Genomic DNA, 25,151 nt, shown 5'->3' with positions numbered 1-25,151 from the left:
TCTCTTTCCCTCCCGTAAAATATTAGCAAAAAGTATATCAAAAATTCAGGATTCCGTCAATTTGAAAGGGATCATTTTTTCGCGGAATCCGGATGAGGAAGCAACGGGGAAAGTTACGGATTCCGATCCGGGAAAAGCCCGGAATTACCGGCTTCCGTGGTATCAATTCCGGTATAGCATTCCGGATAAAGGCCGGCATCGGAACGGGGCTCACCGGCACTTTCAAGGTGGGTAATATCACCGAGCTTTGTAATCCGGAAGGAAACAACCCCTTTTTCCCTTTCCTCCGTTACAACTTCCGTAACAGAGGATGGAAAGCAAAGGAACCGGTGCCAGAGGATGAAGGGAGAGATGTCGGCCAGGCAGCTGATCACGGCCATACTGATGCCGAAATGGCAGAAAAGTGCGATCGTTTCGGACCGATTGTTGTCACAAAGCCATACCGGGCCGGATTTTGTAAACCCGTAACGTTTCATCAGCGCCTGAACACCGTTTGCTGTTTCCGTCCAGATTTCACGAAAATCCCCTGTATCAAAAAGAGGATTGTTCAGGAATGTCCGGAAATCATACACCCCCGGATAATCGGTCCAGATTCTGGGCGGAATATCCCAGGCAAGGCGAAGTCTTCCGGTTTCCGGATCGGGATACTTTCCACGGAATTCCTGGAGCCAGCTGAGGATTTCGGCGTTTCGACCTGTTTTCTGAAGCGTATAGGCAGCCGTATCCCGGGCTCTGCCGAGCGGTGATACATAAAAGTCTCTGATATCATAACGGGCGATCCGGTCACTGAGAAGCATGGCTTCCCTTTTCCCTTTTTCCGTGATGGAATCGTTTGTGTAATCGGGCTCTGCATGCCTGATGAGCAGTATCCGCATGGCAACCTCCCATGAAAATCTGATCAGTCTTTATTTTATTCGAACAAACGCCGGAATTCAAGCTTGACAGTCATTTTCAGATGTTTATAATGAAGATAAGTTGTAAGTACAATTTTTGATATCAATATTCTTGAAAAATCTGGAGGGAAAATGAACGCAGGATCCTTTGAAACCCGGAATTATCCGAATTTTCTGAGTGAAATCGGTATAACTGATGAGCAGGCGGATACACTTGTAAACCAGGCATTTCAGACGATTTTCTTTGATCCGGAGGAAAACTTCTGCCATCATACGGATCCGGATGCATGGTGCATGGTGGATACGGGCAACAATGATGCCCGTACGGAAGGCATGAGCTATGGCATGATGATGTGTGTACAGATGGACCGGAAGGATATCTTCGATAAACTTTGGATGTTTTCTGACCGCTATATGCGGATGAAAGAAGGCCCCAATGCCGGATATTTTGCATGGTCGGTCCTTCCGGACGGGACATCCAATTCAAACGGGCCGGCTCCGGACGGGGAAGAATACTTTGCCATGGCGCTGTTTATGGCGTCAGCCCGCTGGGGGGATGGAGAAGGTATTTTCAACTATTCGGCGGAAGCACGGGACATCCTTCATCATGCGGTCCACCAGCACGAAATTGTCATCGGCGGTGAACCGATGTGGGAACCGGAGAACCGTTATATCCGGTTTGTACCGAATATGAAGATTTCTGATCCCAGTTATCATCTTCCCCATTTCTATGACCTATTTGCGGAAAAAGCCAATCCTGAGGACCGGGAATTCTGGAAATGTGCAGCGGAAGCAAGCAGGAAGTATATCGTGCTGTCTGCCCACCCGGTAACAGGGCTGAGCCCTGAATATGCCGGTTATGACGGAAAAACAGTTCTGTTGTTCAGGAAACCCTGGGAATACTATTCAGATGCATATCGCGTGGTTGAAAATATTGCTCTGGATCATCTGTGGTTTGGGCCGCATGAGGAAGAAGACGATATTTGTACGCGGATTCAGGACTTTTTCGCAAAACAGGATCTGGCTGATCTGCGTGCCTACAAACTGGACGGGACTCCGGAAAAAGAACCTGCAATGCATCCGGTTGCAATCATTGCCGTTCTCGGCGCATCATCCATTGCAAGCCGGAGCCGGCACCGGAAATATTTCATGGAAGCCTTTGTGAATACTCCGCTCCGGAAAGGCGTCCGCCGGTATTATGACAATTGCCTGTATTTCTTCTGCCTGATGATGCTTTCCGGGCATTACCGGATTTATCGATAATACAAAGGAGGTAGAACAATGATCTATTACGTCAACATTAATGCCGGCTGTGAAGGAAACGGAAGCCGGGAAACTCCTTTCCGGCACATCAATGATGCGGCTAAAATCGCACGCCCCGGCGATGAGGTGGTTGTTGCGCCGGGAACTTACCGGGAATATGTCAATCCGGTTTTTGCGGGTACGGAGGATAAGCGGATTGTATATCGCAGCGAATCTCCGAAAGCGGCAGTGATTACCGGTGCTGAAGTTCTCACCGGATGGAAGAAAGTCAAAGGGAAAGTATGGACAGCGCGTGTCAGGAACAGCATTTTCGGCGCTTATAATCCTTATACGACAATGGTATGCGGTGACTGGTATTTTGCGCCGACTGTCCGTCATACAGGCTCGGTTTTCCTGAATGACAGGATGATGTATGAAACCACATCGCTCAAGGAATGCCAGGCCGGAAAGCCGGATAAATATGCCTGGGACCAGGATGAGGCGAAATACCTCTGGTATTCGGAGCAGGACGGCGACGAAACAGTGTTCTATGCAAACTTCCAGGAATATGATCCCAACCGGGAAAATGTGGAAATCAGTGTCCGCCGGAATGTTTTCATGCCCGATAAAAATGGTGTTGGATATATTACAGTCAGCGGATTTGTGCTGACAAAAGCGGCGACAACCTGGGCTCCTCCGGCAGCGTATCAGGACGGGCTGATTGGTCCGCACTGGTCCAAGGGCTGGATTATTGAAGACTGCGAAGTCAGCAACAGCCGTTGCTGCGGGATCTCCCTCGGAAAATACCTCGATCCGGAAAATGACATGTATTTCTACCATAAGCGGGTGAAGAGCCCGACCCAGATGGAGCGGGATGCAGTCTGCCGCGGTCAGTATCATGGCTGGCTGAAAGAAAATGTTGGCAGCCATATTGTCCGCCGGTGTGAGGTGCATCACTGTGAGCAGACCGGTATTGTGGGCCGGATGGGCGGCGTGTTTTCCATCATTGAAGACTGCCATATTCATCATATCTGCAATTCCCAGCAGCTGGGAGGCGCGGAAACAGCCGGAATTAAGCTTCATGCGGGTATTGACGTGACAATCCGGCGCAATCATATTCATAACTGTATCATGGGCGTATGGCTCGACTGGGAAGCGCAGGGGGCGCGGATTACCCAGAACCTCATGCATGACAACTGGAAACCGGATGAACGTGAAAAAGCCATGGGAGCCATGTTCTCCACGGATATCTTTATCGAAGTCGGACATGGCCCGACCCTGATTGACAACAATGTACTGATGAGCCCGGTGAATGTGACAATTCCCAGCGAAGGAATTGCAGTAATCCATAACCTGATGCTTGGCTCCTTCAGCCTGATCAACAGCGGTGTGGACAGCATTGTGAACGGACAGCGCGAACCGCGGTATACGCCATATCATATCCGCCATCGGACAGAAGTAGCTGGGTTTATGACCATACTTCACGGGGATGACCGGATCTATAACAATATCTTTGTCCAGGCATATCCGGTTACGAATCCGGACAAAAAACCGACGGATGCGGATTACCAGGCGGTTGGCACGGCAGCATTCGATATTTTCCCGACCTATGACGAATGGATTGCGCCTTTCCTGCCCGGTGCAGAACCGAATATGGGCGGCCTGGGGAAAGCCCACTTTGGCCATCTGCCGGTTTGGGTGGATGGAAACGCCTATTTCAATGGATGCAATATCTATGCGAAGGAAAAGCACTGTCTGGAAAACAAGACTGCAAAAGTGAAGGTTCAGCTGGTAGAGAAGGACGGAAAATATTCAATCAAGACGAATCTGTACACATACCTGAAAAACTTCACAGATGGGATAATTGCGACAGAATCCCTCGGAAAGGCATTCGAACCGGAACAGCGCTTTGAAAATCCGGATGGAACGGATATTATCTTCAATCAGGACTATTTCGGAGCACCCAGGGGAATTGATACCATTCCCGGGCCGTTTGCTTCCGCCGTTTCCGCAGGAGATATTCTCTGGTAATCGAATAAGCAATTGACTTTCGCTCAGCGGTGTGGTATTATACCATCCGTTGAGTGCCCGTAGCTCAGCTGGATAGAGTGTCAGACTCCGACTCTGAAGGTCACAGGTTCGAATCCTGCCGGGCATACACAATAACAGGCAGCGGATAAGCTGCCTGTTTTTTATATTAAAAAAGGAATCCGGCAATTATACCGGATCCCCTATTGAATAAACCGGATTATTTGTCGTAGTTGACGACCAGGCTGAAATCAGGAGCCTTCAGGCTGGCACCGCCGATCAGGCCGCCGTCGATTTCCGGCTGGGCCATGAGGCCCTTGACGTTCTTGGGATTCATGCTTCCGCCGTACTGGATGCGGACCTTGTTGGCAGTTCCCTTGCCGTACTTGCGGGCAACCGCAGCACGGATTACGCCGATGGTTTCATTAGCCTGCTCATCGGTGGCAGTCAGGCCGGTGCCGATCGCCCAGACAGGCTCATAAGCGATGATGACCTTGGCAACCTGTTCCTTGGTCAGTCCGTTCAGGCCGATCAGGGTCTGGTATTCAACCAATGCGTTGGTATAACCTGCTTCGCGTTCTTCCTTGTTCTCGCCTACGCACATAATGACCTTCAGACCGGCTTCAACAGCAGCCAGCACACGCTGGTTCACGGTCTTGTCGGTCTCACCGAAGTACTGACGGCGCTCAGAGTGGCCGATGATAACATATTCCACACCGCAGGCCTTGAGCATATCAGCGCTCAGTTCACCGGTATAAGCGCCGCTCTTGGCCCAGTGCACATTTTCCGCGCCCAGGTGGATGTTGCTGCCTTTGGCAGCTTCTTTCACCGCGGCAAAGTTCACGGCGGGCACACAGACCACGACATCACAGATCGCGTCCTTCACGAGGGGCTTCAGTTCCGTCACAAGCGCTTTTGCTTCTTCGGGAGTTTTGTTCATTTTCCAGTTTCCGGCAATAATCGATTTACGCATGGCTATGATTCCTTTCTTATTTATCATCCAGGCAGGCAACACCGGGCAGGGTCTTCCCTTCCAGGAATTCCAGGCTGGCACCGCCGCCGGTGGAGATATGGGTCATCTTGTCGCCGAGGCCCATCTGTTCAACAGCCGCAGCGCTGTCGCCGCCGCCGATAATGGTCACAGCTTCGGAATCCGCCATTGCCTGGGCAACCGCCAGGGTGCCCTGCGCCAGGGTGGGATTTTCGAAAACGCCCATCGGTCCGTTCCAGACCACGGTCTTGGCGGTCTTCACAGCATCCGCGAACAGTTCACGGGTCTTCGGTCCGATGTCCAGGCCTTCCATATCGGCCGGAATCTTGTCAGAATCCACAACGGTGACTTCCACGGGTCCGTCGATCGGATCCGGGAAACCGGCGGCGCATACGGTATCGATGGGCAGCAGCAGCTTGACGCCCTTTTCGGCAGCTTTTGCCATCATTTCGGTACAGTAATCGATCTTGGTTTCATCCAGCAGGCTCTTGCCGACTTCATAGCCCTTCGCTTTCAGGAAGGTGAACGCCATACCGCCGCCGATGATCAGCGTGTCAACCTTTTCCAGCAGGTTGTTGATCACGTTCAGCTTGTCTTCGATCTTCGCGCCGCCCAGTACTGCGACGAAGGGACGGTCCGCATTTTCCAGGGCTTTGCCCATGATGGAGAGTTCTTTGCCGATCAGATAACCGGCAACATTGGGGCTGGTATAGGCAGTTACGCCTGCGGTGGAGCAGTGTGCGCGATGGCAGGAGCCGAAAGCATCGTCCACATAGGCATCGGCCAGGGTTGCCAGTTCCTTGCTGAAGTCTTCGATGTTCTTGGTTTCTTCCTTGCGGAAACGGGTGTTCTGCAGCAGCACGACATCGCCGTCCTTCATGGCAGCGACAGCGGCCTTGGCATTCTCACCGACGACATTGTCGTCATTGGCGAAAACGACGTTCTGTCCGAGAAGCTCGCTCAGGCGGACCGCCACAGGGGCCAGGGAGAACTTTTCTTCCGGACCGTTCTTCGGCTTGCCGAGGTGGCTGCACAGGATCACTTTGCCGCCGTCAGCAATCAGCTTTTTAATGGTGGGCAACGCAGCGACAATACGCTTGTCGTTCGTAATGACACCGTCTTTCATGGGTACGTTGAAATCACAGCGAACCAGAACCCGTTTTCCTTTTACCTGAATGTCGTCAACTGTCTTCTTTGCCATGGATGAACGCTCCTTTGCAAATAGTTTAGCATAAAATGTATCGCATAAATCCCACTGGGATCTGCAATCATGAGTGGAGAATACGGATCATTTTCTCGGCTGCTGCCTGATCCGTAACGAGAAGCTGGTGCCTTTTATGCCGCATTACAGAGATGATCGCTTCGGCTTTATTGGCGCCGGCTGCGGCTGCAATCATCCGGCAGGTGGGTTTCAGCCGGGCAGGGTCTACACCCATGCTGGATGCGGTCAGCAGGCATTTGCCGGTTATATCATAAAATGCACCGAAACTCTCCCCTTCTGCTCCTTCCTGGATGAGCCGGGTCTGCCTTGTCCGGTCGATATACCGGTTTTTCATGGAATCCCGGGCAGTGCCGATACCATGGAGAATGACATCTGCGCGTTCCAGCAGTTCCAGCGCTTCGCTGACTTCCGGCATTTTCAGCATTTCCTGCATGGCAACAGCGTCCAGGTTATCCGGAAGATGGATCAGCCGGTAATGTCCGCCAAGACGTCCGGCTATTTCTTCAGCCAGTGTATTGGCCTGCAGCTCCACGTTTCGTCCGATACCGCCGCGTGCAGGTACTACCATGACATTCAGCGGAACCGGACTCTGAAGGTTTCTGGCAACAGCCGCCACAGTACTTCCGCCTGTAACGGCGAGGGTGTTGCCGTTCTGGAGCATGTTCCGCAGGCCGGCAGCACAGATTCGTCCCACATCGCTGAGAACATGCGGATCTTCATCCGCGTTCCCCGGGGCAATCATGACACGGTCAACCTGCAGCAGTTCAGCCAGGGTCTTTTCCATTTCGGTAATGCCGCTCATCACCCGTGAAAACTCACGGGCACTGTTCAGCACTTCTTCTGCTTTCCGGCTGAGGCACATTCCGTTTGCATCAAGCTCCAGGTAACCTAGATCCTTCAGCAGGAGGGCGGTATTCCGTATTTCTCTCTCCGGAAGATTCAGCTTCATGGCAAGCTGTCTTCTGCCCACTGGCTGAAGCGCGGAAATCCGTTCCAGGATCAAGGCGCGCCGTGTCATTTCATCCGTCAGATCGGGCGCCAGCTTCCGCATCAGGGAGATAAAATCTCGGTCCATTGGATGCATGGCTCCCTTCCTGCAGAAATAGTGGGACAGAAACCGCCCTCATGGGCGATACCTGTCCCAATAATCATACCATATCCAATATCTGAAAACAAGTTAAATCTTTGTGAAGTAATCCGGCGGAAAGGATCAGACACGGATGATTTCCGTGCCGTCAAGGGCCTCCCGGATCAGGGTTTCCTCATCCAGGTGTTTCTCCCCTTCCAGAATCTTTTCCATCTTGGGATGGGTGGCAGGATGCCGGGGAGTGAACACTGTACAGCAGTCCTCATAGGGCAGTTCGGAAATTTCCAGCGTACCGATCTTCCGCGCAATCTCGATGATCTCACTCTTGTCAAAACCGATCAGGGGCCGGAATACCGGCATGTTCACAACCGAATCAGTTGTTCCGAGCGCGGTCATTGTCTGGCTGGCCACCTGGCCGATGCTTTCGCCGGTGATCAGGGCTTCGCAGTTTTCCTGCCGGGCAATCCGTTCAGCGATCCGCATCATATAGCGGCGCATGATCAGGGTCGTGTACTCGTCCGGACACTTTTCATGAATCTGCATCTGGATCTCCGTAAACGGAACGACATGCACCTTGATTCCGCAGCAGCTGAAGCTGAGTTTCCGGGCCAGGTCCAGCACCTTTTCCTTTGCACGGTCTGAAGTATAAGGATAGCTGTGGAAATGCACGGCATTGATCTGGACGCCGCGCTTGGCAATCATCCATCCGGCAACCGGGCTGTCGATACCACCGGACAGCAGCAGCGTAGCGTTTCCGTTGGTGCCGACGGGCATACCGCCGACAGCGGGGATGATTTTGACATACAGGTAAGCCATGTCACGGATCTCGATATTCATCAGGAAATCCGGATTGTGGACATCGACCTTCAGGTTCGGATTTGCGTTCAGGATGCGGTATCCGACTTCTTCGTTGATCGCCGGGGAGTTCATCGGATAGCGCTTGTCGCTCCTGCGCGCGTTGACTTTAAAGGTTCCCTTCAGGTCATTGGTCATCCGGATCGCCTGGTCGCAGATCGCATCGAAGTCATCCTTGGGCATTTCAAGGGCCGGACTGACACTGTGCACACCGAAAACCCGGGTAACCCGGTCGATGCATTCATCCAGGTCATCGAAACCGCGGATGAAAATCCGTCCGTCATGAATCCATACTTCCGCGTGCATCCCGCGGACGGCATAACGGATCTTCCGGATCAGGGAACGGATAAAATAAGGCCGGTTCAGGCCCTTGAGGAAGATTTCCCCGTAACGGACAAGTAAAAGCTCCTGCATGGATAACACCTCATCTGCGAACAAATCTTTTCAGTGCTTCATATTGTTTTACGACGCATTCTGCGGTATAGTCGATCTCTTCTTCCGTCGTTTCCCGGCTCAGGCTGAAACGGATGGAGCAGTCTGCGCGCACAGTTTGGATATTCATGGCTTTCAGCACCGGAGAAATCTTCTGCTTCCGGCTGGCACAGGCACTGCCGGCAGAAACAAGAATACCGTTTCCTTCCAGGGCAAACAGCATGGTCTGGCTACGGACCGGTTCAAAGGCCATGTTCAGGATATGCGGAGCCGATTCTGCCGCATCGGGCACCGGGCCGTTGACAACGGCTCCCGGAATCTGTTCGGAAAGTTTTTGCCACAGGCGGATTTTGAGTCTGCGTATATTCTCCGTGTCCCGGGAATTCCATGCATCGACTGCGGCACCGAGGGCAAGGATGCCGAGGGTGTTTTCCGTTCCGGAACGGAACCCTTTTTCCTGTCCGCCGCCGAAGATTACCGGATGAAGCGGGAAATCCTTTGAAACAATCAGCCCGCCGGTTCCTTTCAGGCCATGGATCTTATGGGCGGAAAAAGCATAGGACTGGATACCGATCCGGTTAAAATCGACCGGCACCCGCAGGAAACCCTGCACACCGTCAATATGAACCGCTGCTTCCGGGCAGATCCGGTTTTTCAGTTCAACAATCTCGCGGACCGGCTGTATCGCACCGGTCTCATTATTGACCTGCATTACGCAGATCATCGCGGTATCGGAATTCAGGATGGTTTCCAGCTTTTCACAGTCAATGATACCGTCTCTGCGAACAGGTAATTCTTCTGTATGATGCCCCATCCTGCGGAGTTCATCCGCACAGGCAGAAACGGCAGGATGCTCGATGGAAGAGATCAATACGGTGCCGCTTTCACGGCGTCCCCGCATATATCCGAAAATGGCGAGATTATCGCTTTCCGTTCCGCCGGACGTAAAAATCATCCGGTTCCCGGCAGCGCCGGCAGCGGAAAGGCATTTATCACGGACAGCATTGATTCTCTTTTCAGTTTCCAGGGCAGGCCTGTATAAAGCGGATGGATTATACCATCCGCTTTCAAGGTATTCCTGCGTAAGCGCAGCGGCAGCTTCGCAGGGTTTTGTCGTCGCGCTGTTGTCAAGATAAACGTTCATTTGTTACTCCTGGTAGGCGCCGTGGGGCAGATACTCCCTGATGTAGGAAACCAGTTCCTCACTCGGTTCAAGAATAATCATCTTCTTGTCCGAATCCTTTGTAAAGTAGAAATAGTAGAGCTCTGCTTCCCGGTTCAGGAACCAGTTCATTCGCTTGATTCCGGGCATATTGACGTAACGGCGGAATTTGTCGGAATTGACTTTGCCGAAAGATTCCACATTTTTGACGTTCAGGCTTCCGAGGGATTTCCGTTTTTTGTTGTTGTATACTTCGGCAAAATCAAGGGAACCGTTTGTAAAGGTGTATTCATATTCGGTCAGGATTTTGTCATGCATAAAGTAGGTATAAACAGCAATACCGCCGGAAACCAGGAGAATAACAACCGTCGGCCAGTCAATACCGGCTCCCATGGAGAAACCGGAAGTCAGGGAACTGAAGGACATCACGGCAATAATGCCGGAAAAAACAATTACAACCCAGCTGAACAGATACAGGATTCGGTTTAACGTATTCTTTTGCTTTACAGCAACTTCTTCCCAGAAACGATCCATAGCCATGATACTCACCTCAATTAATGATTTCTTCCGATTATTTTACCGGCAAACGCAGTAAAGAATTCAGTATTGTACGGTAATTTCTCCAGTGCCTTGTTTGCAAGCATGATTTCTCTTTCGGCATCCTGACGGGTTCCTTCAATCCCTTTCAGGGAAACCCAGGTCATTTTGTCTGCTTCCGCATCAGCGTGGGGATTCTTCCCCATCATTTCCGCCTGACCGGTCACATCCAACAGGTCGTCGGTCATCTGGAATGCCATACCGATATGATACGCGTATTCGGATGCGGATGCAATTTCTTTTTTGCCTGCACCGCCGAGAATAATACCGGCTTCCATAGCTGCCATCAGGAGGTCGGCTGTTTTATGGGTGTGAATATAGGTCAGCGTATCAGGATCTGCTTTCTGTCCGGTAGCGGATATATCGGCGGTTTGTCCGGCAATCATACCGGTAACCCCGGCGTGCATCATGATGGAAGCCATAGCCTGGACTCCGCGGATATCTCCGGATTCCGCTGCAGTATTGGCCATCAGTTCAGCAGCGGCATTCAGGAGACCGTCTCCGGCAAGAATGGCCATGTCTTCACCGAATACACGGTGGTTGGTGGGCTTTCCCCTGCGCAGATCATCGTTGTCCATTGCCGGAAGATCATCATGAATCAGACTGTATGTATGGATCATCTCCAGCGCGCAGGCATATGGAAGTGCATTCCGGCAGGAACCGCCTGCCATTTCGCAGGCTGCCAGCAGAAGTACGGGACGGATCCGTTTCCCGCCGGCTTCAAGACTGTAGCACATGGCATTCTTCAGCCGTTCGGGGATACTTCCCAGACCCGAAAGCATCGGAAGCAGGTTTTCTTCAACCAGTTTCAGGTATTCTTCATAGCTCTGCGCTTTCAATTTCCGTCTCCTTCCCGTCATGCAGGGCGGTAATCCGCCTGTTCATGCTTTCCAGTGCTGCGTCAAGTTCGGAAAGCATCCTGATTCCTTTTTCATACTGAAGTACGGATTCTTCCAGAGACAGTTTTCCGCTTTCAATTCCTGCAATCATATCCTGGACGGCCTGGAGCTTCTCTTCAAAGCTGGCGGGATTTTGACTGTTATCCATGGTGTTCCACCTCAATTTCTCCGTCCGCAAATCGGACTTTCATTTCAGGAATGCCGTTTACCTGGGATTTTCGGGTAATGATTTTTCCCTCAGGACTTATTACAAGTGCATATCCACGATCCAGTACAGCAGACGGATTGATCGCCCGGAGGCGCTCACGCAGACGATCGAGGATGATCATCGCATGTTCTGTACGGTGATGGATGGCGGAATCAAGTTCCCGGGATGAATTCTGCAATCCGGTTCCAATCTGGCTGATCCGGATTCGTACGGCGCTGAGCAAAGCAGTTCGTTTCAGCATGCTTTCTGCTGAAAGCTTTGCGACTTTCCTCTCCGGGGATACTGAGGAAAGAATCAGTTGTTTTTCATGGATACTCTTTTCCGCGTCACTCATCTTCATCCGGACAGACTGGACAAGTCTGGTCCGGACAGAGCGGATTACGGCATGGAGTTCACGAACGTCCGGAAAAACAATTTCAGCTGCGTTGCTGGGGGTGGATGCCCGGACATCAGCGGCAAGGTCGCAAAGGGTGATATCAATTTCATGCCCGACACCGGATACAACGGGAATCCGGCTGTCGCAAACGGAACGTACAATTGCCTCATCGTTGAAACACCAGAGGTCTTCAGTGGATCCACCGCCGCGGGCGACAATAATCACATCCGCGTCTGATGTCTGATTGACCAGGCGGATGGCATTGGCAATATCGGCACCTGCATGATCACCCTGTACGGTAACCGGTACGAGGACGATCGGAATAAACGGACAGCGCATACCGGAAACATTCAGGATATCATGAAGCGCTGCACCGCTTGCTGACGTGATGACCGCCACTTTTTGTGGGACCTTCGGAAGGAGTTTCTTCCTGGAGGGATCAAACAGGCCTTCGCTGAAAAGTTTTCGTTTCAGGGCTTCCAGCCTTGCATAGGCATCTCCGGTGCCTGCTTCCTGCATGGAAGTGATATAAAGCTGGTATGTGCCGTTTCGGGGATATACATCCACATATCCGGTAACCAGAACGGATTGGCCGTCCGTCGGGCGGATTGCGGAACGAAAAGTATTTTGCCGGAACATGACGCAGCTGATTGAGGATTCGGCATCCTTCAGGGAAAAATACCAGTGGCCGGAAGCAATATGATGCCTGAAACCGCTGACTTCGCCGCAGACGGAAACGCTTCGGGTCCTTGGCTCCCGGCGAATGGCTTCGGCAATCATCAGATTCAGTTCTGATACGGATATGCCGTTAGGATCAGGCATGGCTTTCGGCCCTTTCAGCAGCGTCAGCCGTATTGGAAAGCAGCATGGCGATCGTCATCCTTCCGACACCGCCGGGAACCGGCGTAATCCAGCCGGCTCTTTGGCTTACGGACTCAAAATCCACATCGCCGCAGACTTTTCCGTCTACCCGGTTAATACCGACGTCGATGACAACTGCCCCCGGTTTGACCATATCGCCCGTTATGATCCCGGGCTTGCCGACAGCGACGACCAGGACATCCGCATTCAGTGTATGCTCCTTCAGGTTTTGGGTACGGCTGTGGCACATAGTCACAGTGCAGTTTTCCTGAAGAAGCAGCATAGCCATTGGTTTTCCGACAATGTTGCTTCGACCGACGACCACAGCCTCTTTTCCGCTGAGATCCAGCCCGGTATGCTTAATCATGTAAAGGGCGCCTTTGGGTGTGCAGGCTGTAACGCCAGGCAGTCCGGACAACAGGCGGCCTGCATTGATCAGGTGGAAACCATCCACATCCTTTTCAGGAAGAATTCGGGCAAGGGCACTTTGTTCATCAAGATGGGCTGGAAGCGGAAGCTGAACCAGAATCCCGTGAATCCGGGGATCCTGGTTCAGCCGGTCAATCTCGTCCTCTAGTTCCCGCTGGGAGATATTCTGCTCCATACGGATTGTCCGGCTGTAAAAGCCGACTTCTTCACAGCCTTTTTGCTTGTTGCGGACATAAATCTCACTGGCCGGATCATTACCGACAAGAATAACAGCCAGACCGGGAACAATTCCTTTTTCTTTCATTTTTTGGGTTCTTTCGGCAATCTGTGCTTTCAGCTCTGCGGACATGATTTTTCCGTCAAGTATTTTAGCGGACATATATTCTGTTCCTCCAGGATATTTATCTGCTTTGAAGCAGTTTATGAATTCCGATCAGTGCAACTCCGACCGCGTTGTCTCCGCTGAATTCCGGTTTTCCGAAAACAGGATTTACAGGACATCTGAGTTTGGAAATCCGATCGGAAAACATCTTCCGGAATAATGGTGATGAAGCAATTCCGCCGGTTACAAGCAGGTTTCGGAATCCGGTGGTCCGGAATCCGGCATAAGCCATGCGGGCGAATGTTCTGGACAGGAGGCTGTATATTTCACGCGCGATGTTTTCCCGGGACATATTTCCTTCCAGGATCCATCTCCGGATCTGGGCTTCTGCACCGCTCAGGTGGCAGTTCAGGTCATCTGCTTCCATACTGCACCCAAGCAGGCTGTGCTCTTCGCCTTCTGCGGCCAGTTTTTCAAGCTGCGGACCGGATGGAAAATCCAGTCCCATGGAAACCCCGGCACGGTCAACAAGCTGCCCGGCATGCAGGTCCATTCCGTAACCGATCCGGCGGATATGATCCCCCTGTACGCATAACAGATCGGTGGTCCCGCCTGAAAGATGCATTGCGAGATAATCGTCAAGATCCTGGATAATGGTCCCGGCAGCTGCAGCTGCAAGGTGGCCGCGCTGATGGGTGGTCGGAAAAAAAGGGACATTCAGGCCGGATGAAAGCAACATGGCAATCGTTTTTCCTGCCTGGAAAACCGGCATATAGGATTCAGCTCCGTCGGCCGGGGATACACTCGCTGCCACTGCGGCAATCCGGTGACTGGATGCAATTTCCCTCAGCGGATTCCCGACAGACTGGAGCTGCCTGATATGAGAAAAAACCGCGTCACTCTGCCGCAGTCCACGATCACCGTGGGATACCGGAAGCAGCTTGCGGTCATTCAGGATAATTCTGCCGTCAATTGTTACTGCAGAAACAGATGTCCGGTAATTGCTGGTATCTATTCCGATAACGACATCGCTCACGATTCAGCCTCGCAGGAACGGAGGATGGTTCCCAGGATTCCGTTGACAAAGCCTTTGTCTTCCGGATCCGAGTAACACTCTGTAATTGCAACGGCTTCCGATATGGAAACACTTCCGGGAATGGACGGATCATACAGGATTTCCCATACGGCAAGACGGAGGATTGTCAGGTCAACAAGCGACATACGGTCAATCGGCCAGCCCTGGGATGTTTTGCTGATCAGTCCGTCTATCTCGTCCTGGTGGCTCAGGACGCCGTCAAAGGCGCGCGAGATATACGCACGATCCTCTTCATCAGGCTCGCGGCCATCGATTTTCCTGTTACCGGGTATTCCGTTTTCCCGGAGTTCTTCATAAACCATTTGCAGGGTTTCTTCGCCGCCCTGACCTCCGGAAATACGTTCAAATATCATCTGCATGGCGGCAATACGAGCTGTTGTTCGGGACATATATGATTACTCCTCAGACTGGTCTTCAGTCTTCTCCTCTTCGAAATTAAAAACCATTTTCTGCGGAATCTGAACCTGTTCCTGTTCGCGGGCAATTTCTTCCTTCAGGTTGATGGGTTGAGCGGATTTGTCCGGAATCACTTTCCGGATCTGCTGTTTGAAGAAATCCTCTTTATTGTCCACGGTGCCGATAAAATAACCGACGCCGAAAAGACAAACCAGGATCAGTACCCGCCAGAATCCGATCAGCATCACAAGTGCACCGAGAGCGACCAGAATGCCGCCGAGAATCAGGCCCGTGGAGGTTTCGCCGAATTTCAGATTTTTCATTTTAAGATTCCTCACTTATTATTCTTTCGTATCCGGTTGATCTTCGATCCCGGAAGGAATGGCTTCTTCCGGTGAAATCATCTGAGCATCTTCCGTCTTCTTTTCCGGGAGTATATCCGATGCATGATCGGTTTCATCTGCAGCACTGCCGGATGGCTCGATCAGGTCTTCCGGAGGAAGGGGCATGATACAGGGTTCTTCCGGTGTGCTGAAAATGCGCTGGTGGATCGGCCGGTCATCCTCGTTTTCCATTTCGTATTCCTTCATCCGGCTTTCTGCTTCCTCCATGGCCGCTTCTGCAGCAGATTTCGATGGAGGAACAGCAGCCGGTTCTTCCGGAATGGCTGTTTCGGGGACGGAAGATTCTTTCGGATTATCTGAAGCGGGTAATTCTTCCGGAATTTCTTCTTTCTTTTCGGAGCTGCGAAGCAGCGGAATGGCAGCAGGCGGGTCAATCGCAAAAGGTGCATCCTGTGCTTCTTCACCCGAGGACTCAATCTGTACCCGGATTCCTTTTACTTCCACTCCGCTGCAGGCAGTTACATATTGCTTGATCTGCTTCTGGAGTGTATCGATGGTCAGGGGGATACTGATCCCACCGGCAACCTTGCCGCGGATTTTTATGATCAGTCCGTCCCGCTGGTTTTCAAGGCGGATTCCTTCGGTCTGAATCTCAGGATGCTGCTCCATGCATTTGGAGACCATGGTTTCAAGCGCTTTCAGGGAAATGGCGAGATCGCCGCTTTCCATTTTCTGCAGGATAAACTTATCCCGCTTGCTGCGGTGGCGGAAAAGCATCAGGAAACAGTATATTCCGATCAGCAGGAGAACTCCGGCGATACATGCGGCAATAATCCGGAAAAGCCGGGAATTCAGATTGACCTGGTCACTGATAAAGCGGACAACATCTGCCTGAAAGAAAACCTGTGCGACCAGGGCGGCGCAGAGTGCCAGCAGGACAATTCCGGCAACCGCTACCAGAATCCGGTCCAAAACACGAATTTTCATGCTATTGCCTCCGTTCTGTAAATATTCCCATGACAGTCAGAAAGACAGAGGGGATTAACCCCCCTGTCCGTTTTCTTCGGTTTCGCCGGCAGTCTCATTTTTCTCCTCTGCACGGGATTCACTGGCGGGAGAAGCAGTTTTACGGCTCTTGGATGATTTCTTTCTGGCGCTTGGAGAATCGGCCTTTGGACCCGGAGCCTCCGCAGGGGCTTCAGCAGCTGTTTCGGGAACTTGAACAGGTTCGGGAATCGGATCCGGAACATTCTGAGGCGCCTCGGGAACAGGATCGGAAACGGGGGTGCGGATACTTTCTGTTTCATCTCCGGCTTCCAGGGCGGCGCTGGCTGCGCCGGCCTGAAGGGCTTTGTTTTCCTTCTCAAAACTGACGCTCTGCACATGGACGTCCACACGGACAACATGCAGACCGGTCATGCTTTCAATTGCTTTCCGGACGCTTTCCTGCGCATCCATTGCAGCGCGCTGGATCGGAACACCGTATTCAACGACTACATAGAGGTCCACCGCGGCTTCTTCAGTTCCGATTTCCACTTTGACCCCACGGGTGACATTCCGGTTTTTCCCCAGGATGCTCCCGTTCGCATTGCACATTCCGGCAATTCCTTCCACTTCATTGGCGGCCAGACCGGCAATAATGGCAACGACCTCATTTGCATATGTAATTGTCGAGGAAGGGGCGGAATCCGTATCAACGGTCTGAGGCAATGTGTTATTCGGATTCTTTTTAGCTGCCATTTGCGTATTCCTCCTCATATCGGGACTTCAAAGTTCAAATAATTATATCAGAAAAAGACGGATATGACAATCTCCGGTCATTCAGCGGGTTCGTCATCCTTCACAATCGATATATGAAGTTCGTCCAGTTGTTTCTGTTCAACTTTTCCGGGAGCACCCATCATGATATCCTGGGCATTTTTATTCATCGGGAACGGAATCACTTCACGGATGGAATCCTCGCCGGCAAGCAGCATCACCATCCGGTCCACGCCGGGAGCAATACCGGCATGCGGCGGTGCACCGTAACAGAAGGCGTTATACATAGCCGGGAATTTGGCTTTTACGTCTTCTTCCCCAAGGCGGACGAGTTCGAATGCCTTGATCATAATTTCCGGATCATGATTCCGGACGGCGCCGGAAGAAAGTTCAACACCGTTGCAGACAAGGTCATACTGGAAAGCAGTGATGGACAGAGGATCAATCTCACCGGAAGCCGCTTTATTAAGTACATCCAGTCCGCCGTTCGGCATCGAGAAAGGATTATGGCAGAATTCCAGTTCTCCGCTTTCCTCACTGATCTCATACATCGGGAAATCGACGATCCAGCAGAATTCATACCGTTCCTTGTCCATGTGATCCGGGCAGAGCTCACCGAGCTTTTTCACGATGACGCCGGCGGTTTTCTGGGCATCCCGCAGGGAACCGGAAGAAAGAGCGACAAATGTGTTGGGCTGAAGAGACAGTGTCCGGATAATTTCATCCTTACGGGCCTGGAGGAACTTTGCAATTCCGCCTGAAAGCTCACCGGTTTCATCGAGCCTGAACCAGTATGTCTTGTTTCCGCTTACAACCTCAACATCAGCGCAGAATTTTTCAATCTGCTTCCGAGTGCAGGAAAAACCGGAAACGGGAACGGCTTTGACGGTATTGCCGGCAAAAGGTTCAAAACCGCAGTCTCCGATCAGGGCGGTTACATCGCGTACGGTAAGATCAATCCGAAGGTCGGGTTTATCAGATCCGTAGGTTTCCATTGCCTCCAGATAAGGTATCCTTCTGAATGGAGCCGAGGAAGCTGTGTGGTATTTTCCGAATCTGGAAAAAACAGGCGGGAGCACACGTTCCATCACACCGAACACGTCTTCCTGGGATGCGAATGACATTTCCATGTCAAGCTGATAGAATTCACCGGGGCTTCGGTCCCCCCGGGCGTCTTCATCGCGGAAGCAGGGAGCGATCTGGAAATAGCGGTCGAAACCGCTGGTCATCAGCAGCTGCTTAAACTGCTGGGGTGCCTGCGGAAGAGCATAAAACATACCGGGATGCTTTCTGGCAGGAACCAGGTAGTCACGGGCTCCTTCAGGTGAGGAAGCTGTCAGGATCGGTGTCGTGATTTCCAGGAACCCTTCTGCATTCATGGCTTGCCGAAGTGCGGATACCACGTTGCAGCGCATCACAATATTCTTTTTGACATCAGGATTGCGCAGGTCCAGGTAACGGTATTTCAGCCGCAGGCTTTCATCAGCTTCGCGGCTGCGGCTGATCTGGAACGGAAGCGCATTGTAACGGCATTTTCCTAGCACTTCGACATGAGTGGGAACCACTTCTATATCACCCGTATCCATACGGCTGTTTTTGCTGTCGCGCTCGCGTACGGTGCCGGTAACGGAAACAACGCTTTCCTTGTTGAGGCTTCTGAAAATATTCAGGATATCTTCAGTTTCCGCTACAAGCTGGGTGGAACCGTAAAAATCGCGCAGGACAATGAAAGCCAGGCTTCCCCCGACTTCCCGTATGTTTTCCATCCAGCCGCTCAGCTGAACGGTTTTACCGATATCTGTAATTCGTAATTCATTGCATGTATGGGTTCTGTTCTGCATTTTAATCACATCTCTTTTCGCTGTTATTTATTCTGGCGGAGAATAATCTCTGCCTGGGCGGCTGGAACAGTGGTTTCTTCTCCGGTTGACATATTTTTCAGTTTTACGGAATCTGAAGCAGCTTCATCGTCGCCGATTACACCGGTCCATTTTGTACCGGTCTTGTTGGCAAATTTAAACTGCGCTTTCAGGCTGCGCCCGCAGTGGTCCATATCTGCCTTGAATCCGTCACGACGGAGTTTCTGGACGAGGCTGAATGCTTTCATCCGGTTGTTACCCATATAAGTGACAAACAGATCGTACCGTTCAGGTTCTGGAATCGAAATCCCTTCAGAATCCATCAGCATCAGGACCCGTTCGATCCCCATCCCGAAGCCGACAGCCGGCAGATCGGGCCCGCCGATCTGGGAAACAAGGTTGTCATACCGGCCGCCGCCGCAGACGGTCAGATTACCGTCCGGTGTGGAGGTGATCAGTTCAAATACCGTCTTGGTATAGTAGTCCAGGCCCCGGACAATCCGGCTGTTGATACGGTATGGAATATCGGCTTCACTCAGGCATTTCTGCAATTCTTCAAAATGGACCCTGCAGTCATCACACAGCATGTCCAGCATACTGGGAGCATCCTTTGTGATTTCCTGGCACTTTTTTTCCTTGCAGTCGAGAATCCGGAGGGGATTTCGGTCCATACGTCCGCGGCAGGTATCACAGAGGCAGTCCTTCCGGCTTTGAAGATATTCCTTGAGGACACGGTGATATTCGGGCCTGCAGTTGGGACAGCCGATACTGTTGATGTTGACGCTCAGATTGGAAATACCGAGATCCTGAAGAAGGTGGTACGCCAGCAGGATCAATTCTGCATCAGCGGTCGGCTCCTTCGCACCGAAACATTCCAGGCCAAACTGATGGTGTTCTCTCAGACGTCCGCTCTGCGGGTTTTCATACCGGAAGATCGGGGCGTTCAGGTAATACATCTTGCAGGGAAGCGCTTCTGCATAAAGATTGCTTTCAAGAAAACAGCGTACAGCGCCGGCAGTTCCTTCAGGTTTCAGTGTAACGGAACGCTCCCCTTTATCCTGGAACGTATACATCTCCTTTTGCACGATATCCGTTGTATCGCCGACACCGCGAAGAAACAGTTCAGTATGTTCAAATACAGGCGTACGCACTTCGCGGTATCCGGATAACTCCGCGGCTTTGCGCATTTTCTCCTCAATATAATGCCACCGGTAGCTTTCAGTGGGCAATACGTCTTTTGTTCCTTTGGGTGCTTGGGTCAGCATGGCGGTCCTCCCCTTGAAATCAATTATGGATGAAACCATCGTATTATATCATAATCAGAGCCGATTGCAAAAAAAAGAAACCATATCAAATGTTAATATATAATATATATTGATTAATTAATTGCTACAAAATAATATTAAATCGACTTGACATTGTAATAAATACGTAATAAAATATAATCGATTATTTGGAAAGGAGATCAATCTGTATGAAGAATCGGTTTGGAGCCATTCTGGGGACAATTCTCCTTTTCTCCATGCTTGCAGTTTCAGCCGTTGCAGATACAGGCGTTGTAAATACAAGTTCCCTGAATATCCGGGAATCTGCCTCCTCGAAAAGTGATGTGATTAAAGTCGTAAAGGAAGGCACAAAAGTCGAAATCAAGGGAACCAGCGGAAGCTGGTATAAGGTTTCTGTAGGCGGAAAAACCGGATATGCGGCAAAAAAATATCTCACTGTTTCTTCCGATAAGAAAAGTTCTTCTGATAAAAAAACATCATCATCTTCTTCAGATTCCGGAAAGAAACAGTCTTCTTCGGATGGAACCTGCAAAAAGGGAGATAAGGGTGATGCGGTAAAAAAGGTCCAGAAACGTCTGAAGGAACTGGGATATTTTACGGCTTCCGTGGACGGGGACTTTGGAGATGCGACCAAAAAAGCAGTAAAAAGCTTCCAGAAAAACAACGGACTGACAAATGACGGTGTTGTCGGAAAAAAGACCCTGGAAAAACTCAATAGTTCAAAAGCGAAAAAAGCATCCTCTTCCGGGACAGATAACCAGAAAGAGGAACTGAAGACTGAAAAACTGGATTGGTTTAACGGCGGATCAAAAAAAATTCCCAAAGGGGCAACCTTTAAGGTGAAAGATATAAAAACAGGGAAAGTTTTTACCGTGAAACGCTGGAGCGGATATAATCACATCGATGCAGAACCGCTGACTTCATCCGATACTTCAAAAATGAAGTCCATTTACGGACACTGGAGCTGGAAGCGCCGTGCTGTTCTGGTAAAATACAACGGCCATGTATATGCGGCATCCATGAACGGTATGCCTCATGGTACTCAAACAATTGCAGACAATAAATTTGATGGACATTTCTGCATTCACTTCAGCGGAAGTAAAACGCATGGTTCGGGAAAAGTGGATAAAACACACCAGAACTGTGTAAAGGAAGCACTTAAACATACCTGGTAAAAAATTCTTGACAATTATCAGTAATTATGGTATTTTTTCTATTGGTTCTGAGAACCCGCGGCCGTAGACAGCCGGTACCGGAAACGGTTTAATGGGAATGATCCCGCCTGCCGAGGTGTAAGTGAATTGTTTTGATATTCCCTTGCGCCTGCACGCAAGGGTTTCTTTATTCTGAGCCGGGCTGGAGGTGTAATAGAAATGAGCAGTAATCTTGAGATGAAGAAACAGGTCGTTTCTGAAATCGTTGAGAAGCTGAAGAACGCCGAATCGATGGTGATTTGTTCCTACAGCGGACTGACAGTTGAACAGGTGACCGAACTCCGGAAACAGTGCCGTGAAAATGATGTGCATTACTGTGTTCTGAAGAACCGCCTGGTTGCCCGTGCCGTAAAGGAACTGAACATCGAAGGGCTGGATGCGCTTCTCGAAGGCCCGAATGCTTTTGTGTTCGGTGAAAAGGACGTTACCGCAGCACCTAAAATCATTAACAGCTTCATTGAGAAGAACAAGCTGACCTCTCTGGAAATCAAGGGCGGCCTGATCGGTAATGAAGCAGCGGATGTGAAGATGATCAAGGAGCTGGCTGCGACGCCCAGCAAGGAAGAACTGCTGGCCACAATCGTTGGCTGCCTGATCTCCCCTGTTTCCGCGCTGGTTTCCGTGCTCGAGCAGATCGCCGAGAAAAAGGAAGCTGCCTAATTCCTGTTGGATGTTTACAAGCTGTATGATGAAAATTGGAGGTTATTGAAAATGACGAATCAGGAAATTCTCGAAGCAATTGAGAGCATGTCTCTGCTTCAGGTTAAGGAACTCGTTGACGAACTGAAGGAAAAGTTCGGTGTGACCGGCGCGATCGCGGTTGCGGGTGGCCCTGCTGCCGGTGCTGCTGCCGCTGCTGCTGAAGAAGAAAAGACCGAATTCGACGTCGTCCTGAAGGATGCCGGCTCTGAAAAGATCAAGGTCATCAAGGTTGTCCGTGAAGTGATTTCCGGCCTGGGCCTGAAGGAAGCGAAAGACATCGTTGAGTCCGCTCCCAAGACCATCAAGGAAGGCGCTTCCAAGGAAGAAGCCGAAAAGATCGCTGAGCAGTTCAAGGCTGTCGGTGCGACCGTCGAAATCAAATAATCTGATTTCAATTACAGGCAGGTGCTTCAGGCACCTGCTTTTTTTGTACATGAAAGGCTCCCCCTTTTATATCTCAGATATTATGATATAATAATAAAGTAAGTATATTTGGAAATATCAGCGGGGAGGAATGGTTTTTCATGGAGTTCCGCAAAAGGGTGGGTTTATTCCTCCTGGCTGTATCCTGCCTGTTTTCTTCTGCGGGCCTTTGCGAGGATATCAGACTGGACCCGGTTTGGCCGGTGCCGGATTATGTTACCCATTTGCTGGAAATCGCTTCAGGAGAAGTGGGATATACGGAAAAAGAACACGGATGGACAAAATATGGTGACTGGGCCGGAGATCCGTATTGCCAGTGGTGTGCGGAATTTCAGTGCTGGTGTGTGAATCAGGTGGATGAACAATACGGTACTTCCCTCCTGAATGTGGTTTATCCGCGCTATTCCGGATCAAATTCCGGCAGGAACTGGTTTATATCAAACGGCAGGTATGTCATTCGAAAGGGACAGGTGGACGGCTGGGGATATGAATGGCTGAAGGGACAGGATTCATTTATTTCATCCGGGGATTATATCCCGCAGCCGGGAGACTGGGTTTTTTTTACCTGGACCAGCGATACAGATACCGATCATGTTGCGCTGGTGGAATACTGCACAAGAAATACAGAAGATGGATCTGTCAGGATCCATGTGATCGAAGGAAACAAGCCGTCCGCTGTTGCACGGGATGAATATGACCTGAACTATTCACGCATTCTTGGATATGGAACTGTGCACGATGTGGCGGACATTACAATGCAATATGGCTGTAAAGGGAAAAAGGTCCTGGAACTGCAGGAAAAACTCGCATACCTTGGATTGCTTGCAGATGAACATGTTACCGGATCATTTGGAACAGCCACAGCGGAATCCGTACGACTGTTTCAGCAGGATCCGGATAATCACCTGAAAGTTTCCGGAATTGCCAATTTTTCCACGCAGAAAAGACTGAATGAATTGTATGAAGAAAAACGGGACATGGATCCGAATACCTGGCAGGTTATCGATTCAGACGATGACTGATGATCCGGAAAAGACCCCGAATCAAACGGAGGAATATCCATGAGAAGATTGATGGCTGTTATAATATCGGCTGTTTTGCTTTTTTCTGCTGCCGAGGCATTTGCTTCGGAAAATCAGGATCTTGACGTATATTCCTATGATTTTGACCTGCGCTTCCATCTGGATGCGGAAGGATTCCAGCCCCGTATCCGTTCCCATATCCGTGGATATGCTGAGCTGCTGGATATGCTTTCACTGAAAGGAAATCTGACCTGGTCTTCAGAAACAGGATCAATGGATCTGAATCTGAATATCATCCCACTGACAAATCCGTCTGCTGCTGTGTCCATGCATTTCTTCGGAATTCCGGAACACATCTGTATGACATCGTCCCTCATCGGAAATGAAACAATCTGGTTTAATAATTTTGTGCTGATGGAATTTGCACTGAAATCCTGGAACAATCTTCATATCCCCCTGCAGTATATTGCTTTGCTGTTTCCGTATGTTACGGAAAATGCTTTTCATCAGCTGACAGCAGACTGGAAGGAAACCATTGGAACGGTTACAAAAAGCCAGAAAATCCAGAAGAATAAGCTGAAGAAAATTTCAGATCTCTGGTCCAGAACACTTCAGGAAGATCAGCGGCTTATTTACTGGATTACCGGTTTATCCGTTCTTTCGGATGATCATCTGATTCTGGAAAATGAAATCAATAAGCTGCCGGAGTATCTGTTGCAGAATGTTGCTGTCAATCGCGATCTTACGGTTCGGGTTGAAGGCGATACGATTAAATGGATGAATCAGGATAAACTGGTACTGTATGAAGCGTCATCAGGCGGAGATTCGTGGGCATACACGCTTCCCCTTACAGATAATGGATATGCACCTGCCCTGTCATATTCGTCTGCATCCTCAGACGGATTATCCGATATTTCCATCATTGGATCATATCATCTGCAGGATGGCGAAAACGCAGCTACCGGAGAAACAGAAGGAATTCCTTCTTCCCTGCTGGATTTCAGGCTGGGAATCCATTCGATTCCGGAAAAATGGCCGGTGAATTCATCGTTTTCTGCTGATCTGGAAGTAATCGGATCAGTACTTCCGAATTTCGACATTCAGATACGCGGAGAGACAAATGAAAGCGGAGATTTTTCAATCTCCGTAAATAATCTGGCGGATGGCTCTGCAGATTCGGCTGGCATACTCACATGCAGCGGAACATTTATTCCGGTTGAGCCGCAGGCCGTTCCTGCATATAATGCTGCCGATCTGACAAGGCATTTCAATGTATTTTCTGTAAACGACAAGACAGTCAGTGATTTCTCCCAGAAAATCCGTCGCCCGCTGATTACCGGAATACTGAATTTCCTGGATGAAGTGCCTGCAAGCGCCTGTCAGAGTGTAATGGATGACATGGAGGAGTACGGACTCCTGAATCTCCTCCTGGGTGAAGAATAAGGGT

General features: G+C 50.5%; 25 protein-coding genes, 1 tRNA gene and 1 other annotated feature. Of the genes, 8 read left to right on the top strand and 18 right to left on the bottom strand.

Annotated elements, in window-relative coordinates; all coding sequences use genetic code 11:
- Nucleotides 1-113: 113 nt before the first annotated feature.
- On the bottom strand, nt 114-875 hold the full coding sequence (locus JNO48_00725) for a histidine phosphatase family protein (GenBank protein ID QTE68471.1): 762 nt from the start codon (nt 873-875) through the stop codon (nt 114-116).
- 150 nt (nt 876-1,025) lie between these two features.
- Between JNO48_00725 and JNO48_00720 the strand changes: the two genes are divergently transcribed.
- The 3 genes from JNO48_00720 to JNO48_00710 all read left to right on the top strand — a co-directional run bounded on the left by JNO48_00720 (nt 1,026) and on the right by JNO48_00710 (nt 4,293).
- Nucleotides 1,026-2,156: a xylanase gene (locus JNO48_00720; GenBank protein QTE68470.1), complete on the top strand. Its 1,131-nt coding sequence runs from the start codon at nt 1,026-1,028 to the stop codon at nt 2,154-2,156.
- Between the two features lie 18 nt (nt 2,157-2,174).
- On the top strand, nt 2,175-4,166 hold the full coding sequence (locus tag JNO48_00715; protein ID QTE68469.1) for a right-handed parallel beta-helix repeat-containing protein: 1,992 nt from the start codon (nt 2,175-2,177) through the stop codon (nt 4,164-4,166).
- Nucleotides 4,167-4,219: 53 nt separating this feature from the next.
- Nucleotides 4,220-4,293 (top strand) — tRNA-Arg (locus JNO48_00710).
- A gap of 90 nt (nt 4,294-4,383) precedes the next feature.
- Here JNO48_00710 and tpiA read toward each other — a convergent pair.
- From tpiA to JNO48_00625, 17 genes are all read right to left on the bottom strand, one after another.
- On the bottom strand, nt 4,384-5,136 hold the full coding sequence (gene tpiA, locus JNO48_00705) for a triose-phosphate isomerase (protein QTE68468.1): 753 nt from the start codon (nt 5,134-5,136) through the stop codon (nt 4,384-4,386).
- Between the two features lie 16 nt (nt 5,137-5,152).
- Complete coding sequence (locus JNO48_00700; protein QTE68467.1) at nt 5,153-6,355, bottom strand: phosphoglycerate kinase; 1,203 nt, start codon at nt 6,353-6,355, stop codon at nt 5,153-5,155.
- A gap of 67 nt (nt 6,356-6,422) precedes the next feature.
- The gene (locus tag JNO48_00695) at nt 6,423-7,451 is read right to left on the bottom strand and encodes a hypothetical protein (protein ID QTE68466.1); all 1,029 of its coding nucleotides are present in this window, start codon (nt 7,449-7,451) and stop codon (nt 6,423-6,425) included.
- A 135-nt stretch (nt 7,452-7,586) separates the two neighbouring features.
- Nucleotides 7,587-8,732, bottom strand: coding sequence for a tRNA 4-thiouridine(8) synthase ThiI (gene thiI / locus JNO48_00690; protein ID QTE68465.1), 1,146 nt, complete (start codon nt 8,730-8,732; stop codon nt 7,587-7,589).
- A gap of 10 nt (nt 8,733-8,742) precedes the next feature.
- Nucleotides 8,743-9,894 carry a cysteine desulfurase gene (locus tag JNO48_00685; protein QTE68464.1) on the bottom strand — a complete coding sequence of 384 codons (1,152 nt, stop codon included), beginning with the start codon at nt 9,892-9,894 and terminating at the stop codon, nt 8,743-8,745.
- A 3-nt stretch (nt 9,895-9,897) separates the two neighbouring features.
- Nucleotides 9,898-10,452: a hypothetical protein gene (locus tag JNO48_00680; GenBank protein QTE68463.1), complete on the bottom strand. Its 555-nt coding sequence runs from the start codon at nt 10,450-10,452 to the stop codon at nt 9,898-9,900.
- Between the two features lie 14 nt (nt 10,453-10,466).
- Entirely contained in the window at nt 10,467-11,369 is a 903-nt protein-coding gene (locus JNO48_00675; GenBank protein ID QTE68462.1) for a polyprenyl synthetase family protein, read from the bottom strand.
- Complete coding sequence (xseB, locus tag JNO48_00670; protein QTE68461.1) at nt 11,329-11,556, bottom strand: exodeoxyribonuclease VII small subunit; 228 nt, start codon at nt 11,554-11,556, stop codon at nt 11,329-11,331. Before xseB ends, JNO48_00675 begins: the two co-directional genes overlap by 41 nt.
- Nucleotides 11,549-12,814, bottom strand: coding sequence for an exodeoxyribonuclease VII large subunit (gene xseA / locus JNO48_00665; protein ID QTE68460.1), 1,266 nt, complete (start codon nt 12,812-12,814; stop codon nt 11,549-11,551). The genes xseB and xseA overlap by 8 nt, the downstream gene beginning before the upstream one ends.
- Nucleotides 12,807-13,661 carry a bifunctional methylenetetrahydrofolate dehydrogenase/methenyltetrahydrofolate cyclohydrolase FolD gene (gene folD, locus JNO48_00660; GenBank protein QTE68459.1) on the bottom strand — a complete coding sequence of 285 codons (855 nt, stop codon included), beginning with the start codon at nt 13,659-13,661 and terminating at the stop codon, nt 12,807-12,809. The genes xseA and folD overlap by 8 nt, the downstream gene beginning before the upstream one ends.
- A gap of 22 nt (nt 13,662-13,683) precedes the next feature.
- A complete protein-coding gene (locus tag JNO48_00655; GenBank protein ID QTE68458.1) occupies nt 13,684-14,640 on the bottom strand; it encodes a hypothetical protein in 957 nt (318 codons plus the stop codon).
- Complete coding sequence (gene nusB, locus JNO48_00650; GenBank protein ID QTE68457.1) at nt 14,637-15,089, bottom strand: transcription antitermination factor NusB; 453 nt, start codon at nt 15,087-15,089, stop codon at nt 14,637-14,639. The genes JNO48_00655 and nusB overlap by 4 nt, the downstream gene beginning before the upstream one ends.
- Before the next feature lie 6 nt (nt 15,090-15,095).
- Nucleotides 15,096-15,419, bottom strand: a complete 324-nt coding sequence (locus JNO48_00645; protein QTE68456.1) for a DUF2273 domain-containing protein — start codon at nt 15,417-15,419, stop codon at nt 15,096-15,098.
- An 18-nt stretch (nt 15,420-15,437) separates the two neighbouring features.
- Nucleotides 15,438-16,427, bottom strand: a complete 990-nt coding sequence (gene amaP, locus JNO48_00640) for an alkaline shock response membrane anchor protein AmaP (protein ID QTE68455.1) — start codon at nt 16,425-16,427, stop codon at nt 15,438-15,440.
- 54 nt (nt 16,428-16,481) lie between these two features.
- Complete coding sequence (locus JNO48_00635; GenBank protein ID QTE68454.1) at nt 16,482-17,180, bottom strand: Asp23/Gls24 family envelope stress response protein; 699 nt, start codon at nt 17,178-17,180, stop codon at nt 16,482-16,484.
- Between the two features lie 77 nt (nt 17,181-17,257).
- Nucleotides 17,258-19,039, bottom strand: a complete 1,782-nt coding sequence (gene aspS / locus JNO48_00630) for an aspartate--tRNA ligase (protein ID QTE68453.1) — start codon at nt 19,037-19,039, stop codon at nt 17,258-17,260.
- Nucleotides 19,040-19,062: 23 nt separating this feature from the next.
- Nucleotides 19,063-20,322, bottom strand: coding sequence for a histidine--tRNA ligase (locus JNO48_00625; protein QTE68452.1), 1,260 nt, complete (start codon nt 20,320-20,322; stop codon nt 19,063-19,065).
- Nucleotides 20,323-20,531: 209 nt separating this feature from the next.
- Between JNO48_00625 and JNO48_00620 the strand changes: the two genes are divergently transcribed.
- The 5 genes from JNO48_00620 to JNO48_00600 all read left to right on the top strand — a co-directional run bounded on the left by JNO48_00620 (nt 20,532) and on the right by JNO48_00600 (nt 25,147).
- Nucleotides 20,532-21,518: a peptidoglycan-binding protein gene (locus JNO48_00620; GenBank protein ID QTE68451.1), complete on the top strand. Its 987-nt coding sequence runs from the start codon at nt 20,532-20,534 to the stop codon at nt 21,516-21,518.
- A 43-nt stretch (nt 21,519-21,561) separates the two neighbouring features.
- Nucleotides 21,562-21,694: a sequence feature (ribosomal protein L10 leader region), on the top strand.
- Nucleotides 21,695-21,716: 22 nt separating this feature from the next.
- Nucleotides 21,717-22,217, top strand: a complete 501-nt coding sequence (locus JNO48_00615) for a 50S ribosomal protein L10 (GenBank protein ID QTE68450.1) — start codon at nt 21,717-21,719, stop codon at nt 22,215-22,217.
- 51 nt (nt 22,218-22,268) lie between these two features.
- A complete protein-coding gene (gene rplL / locus JNO48_00610) occupies nt 22,269-22,643 on the top strand; it encodes a 50S ribosomal protein L7/L12 (GenBank protein QTE68449.1) in 375 nt (124 codons plus the stop codon).
- A gap of 140 nt (nt 22,644-22,783) precedes the next feature.
- Nucleotides 22,784-23,704 (top strand): peptidoglycan-binding protein, encoded by a 921-nt coding sequence (locus JNO48_00605; protein ID QTE68448.1) that lies wholly within the window; start codon nt 22,784-22,786, stop codon nt 23,702-23,704.
- A 39-nt stretch (nt 23,705-23,743) separates the two neighbouring features.
- Entirely contained in the window at nt 23,744-25,147 is a 1,404-nt protein-coding gene (locus JNO48_00600; GenBank protein ID QTE68447.1) for a hypothetical protein, read from the top strand.
- Nucleotides 25,148-25,151: the final 4 nt, after the last annotated feature.

Source organism: Clostridiales bacterium, assembly GCA_017569285.1.
Classification (GTDB): Bacteria; Bacillota; Clostridia; order Christensenellales; family Aristaeellaceae; genus Aristaeella.
The sequence above is the reverse complement of the archived record's forward strand: the minus strand, read 5'-3'. Positions and strand labels throughout refer to the sequence as shown.

Bases quoted from the DNA above. Each gene is read 5' to 3' on its own strand.
- JNO48_00725 (QTE68471.1), bottom strand. From the start codon at position 875: ATGCGGATACTGCTCATCAGGCATGCAGAGCCCGATTACACAAACGAT.
- JNO48_00720 (QTE68470.1), top strand. From the start codon at position 1,026: ATGAACGCAGGATCCTTTGAAACCCGGAATTATCCGAATTTTCTGAGT.
- JNO48_00715 (QTE68469.1), top strand. From the start codon at position 2,175: ATGATCTATTACGTCAACATTAATGCCGGCTGTGAAGGAAACGGAAGC.
- tpiA (QTE68468.1), bottom strand. From the start codon at position 5,136: ATGCGTAAATCGATTATTGCCGGAAACTGGAAAATGAACAAAACTCCC.
- JNO48_00700 (QTE68467.1), bottom strand. From the start codon at position 6,355: ATGGCAAAGAAGACAGTTGACGACATTCAGGTAAAAGGAAAACGGGTT.
- JNO48_00695 (QTE68466.1), bottom strand. From the start codon at position 7,451: ATGGACCGAGATTTTATCTCCCTGATGCGGAAGCTGGCGCCCGATCTG.
- thiI (QTE68465.1), bottom strand. From the start codon at position 8,732: ATGCAGGAGCTTTTACTTGTCCGTTACGGGGAAATCTTCCTCAAGGGC.
- JNO48_00685 (QTE68464.1), bottom strand. From the start codon at position 9,894: ATGAACGTTTATCTTGACAACAGCGCGACGACAAAACCCTGCGAAGCT.
- JNO48_00680 (QTE68463.1), bottom strand. From the start codon at position 10,452: ATGGCTATGGATCGTTTCTGGGAAGAAGTTGCTGTAAAGCAAAAGAAT.
- JNO48_00675 (QTE68462.1), bottom strand. From the start codon at position 11,369: ATGACGGGAAGGAGACGGAAATTGAAAGCGCAGAGCTATGAAGAATAC.
- xseB (QTE68461.1), bottom strand. From the start codon at position 11,556: ATGGATAACAGTCAAAATCCCGCCAGCTTTGAAGAGAAGCTCCAGGCC.
- xseA (QTE68460.1), bottom strand. From the start codon at position 12,814: ATGCCTGATCCTAACGGCATATCCGTATCAGAACTGAATCTGATGATT.
- folD (QTE68459.1), bottom strand. From the start codon at position 13,661: ATGTCCGCTAAAATACTTGACGGAAAAATCATGTCCGCAGAGCTGAAA.
- nusB (QTE68457.1), bottom strand. From the start codon at position 15,089: ATGTCCCGAACAACAGCTCGTATTGCCGCCATGCAGATGATATTTGAA.
- JNO48_00645 (QTE68456.1), bottom strand. From the start codon at position 15,419: ATGAAAAATCTGAAATTCGGCGAAACCTCCACGGGCCTGATTCTCGGC.
- amaP (QTE68455.1), bottom strand. From the start codon at position 16,427: ATGAAAATTCGTGTTTTGGACCGGATTCTGGTAGCGGTTGCCGGAATT.
- JNO48_00635 (QTE68454.1), bottom strand. From the start codon at position 17,180: ATGGCAGCTAAAAAGAATCCGAATAACACATTGCCTCAGACCGTTGAT.
- aspS (QTE68453.1), bottom strand. From the start codon at position 19,039: ATGCAGAACAGAACCCATACATGCAATGAATTACGAATTACAGATATC.
- JNO48_00625 (QTE68452.1), bottom strand. From the start codon at position 20,322: ATGCTGACCCAAGCACCCAAAGGAACAAAAGACGTATTGCCCACTGAA.
- JNO48_00620 (QTE68451.1), top strand. From the start codon at position 20,532: ATGAAGAATCGGTTTGGAGCCATTCTGGGGACAATTCTCCTTTTCTCC.
- JNO48_00615 (QTE68450.1), top strand. From the start codon at position 21,717: ATGAGCAGTAATCTTGAGATGAAGAAACAGGTCGTTTCTGAAATCGTT.
- rplL (QTE68449.1), top strand. From the start codon at position 22,269: ATGACGAATCAGGAAATTCTCGAAGCAATTGAGAGCATGTCTCTGCTT.
- JNO48_00605 (QTE68448.1), top strand. From the start codon at position 22,784: ATGGAGTTCCGCAAAAGGGTGGGTTTATTCCTCCTGGCTGTATCCTGC.
- JNO48_00600 (QTE68447.1), top strand. From the start codon at position 23,744: ATGAGAAGATTGATGGCTGTTATAATATCGGCTGTTTTGCTTTTTTCT.